Origin of the sequence: Alistipes sp. ZOR0009, from assembly GCF_000798815.1 — a bacterium.
GTDB lineage: Bacteria > Bacteroidota > Bacteroidia > Bacteroidales > ZOR0009 > Acetobacteroides.
In genome coordinates, this window is record NZ_JTLD01000099.1 from 1 (window position 1) to 342 (window position 342).

A 342-nucleotide genomic window follows, 5' to 3' on the forward strand; every position below is an offset into this window, starting at 1 on the left:
TGTCATCATGTCGAACCACGTGCACCTTCTAGCGCAAAGCGAGCAGAATGATCTTAGCGGGTTTGTGCGTGACTTTAAGAACTACACCAGCAAGAAGATCTTGGAGTTCGTTTTGGGAGATAACGAAAGCAGGCGAGAGTGGATGGAGGTTGTTTTTGCCTATCACGGTAAGCTTAAGAGCAAGCAGACTTACCAGATATGGACGCACGAATCGCATGCCGAGCAGGTGTTTAGCCAACAGTTTATCGAGCAAAAAGTAAATTACATTCATCAGAATCCTGTTCGTAATGGGTTGGTTGTTAATGCAGAGGATTACCTATATTCTAGCGCAAGATGCTATGC

Annotated in this window: 1 protein-coding gene; it reads left to right on the forward strand. The window is 45.0% G+C overall.

Annotated features, from left to right (window positions below):
- Positions 1 to 342: transposase (locus L990_RS16590; protein ID WP_047451761.1), on the forward strand; the 342-nt coding region annotated here is incomplete at both ends.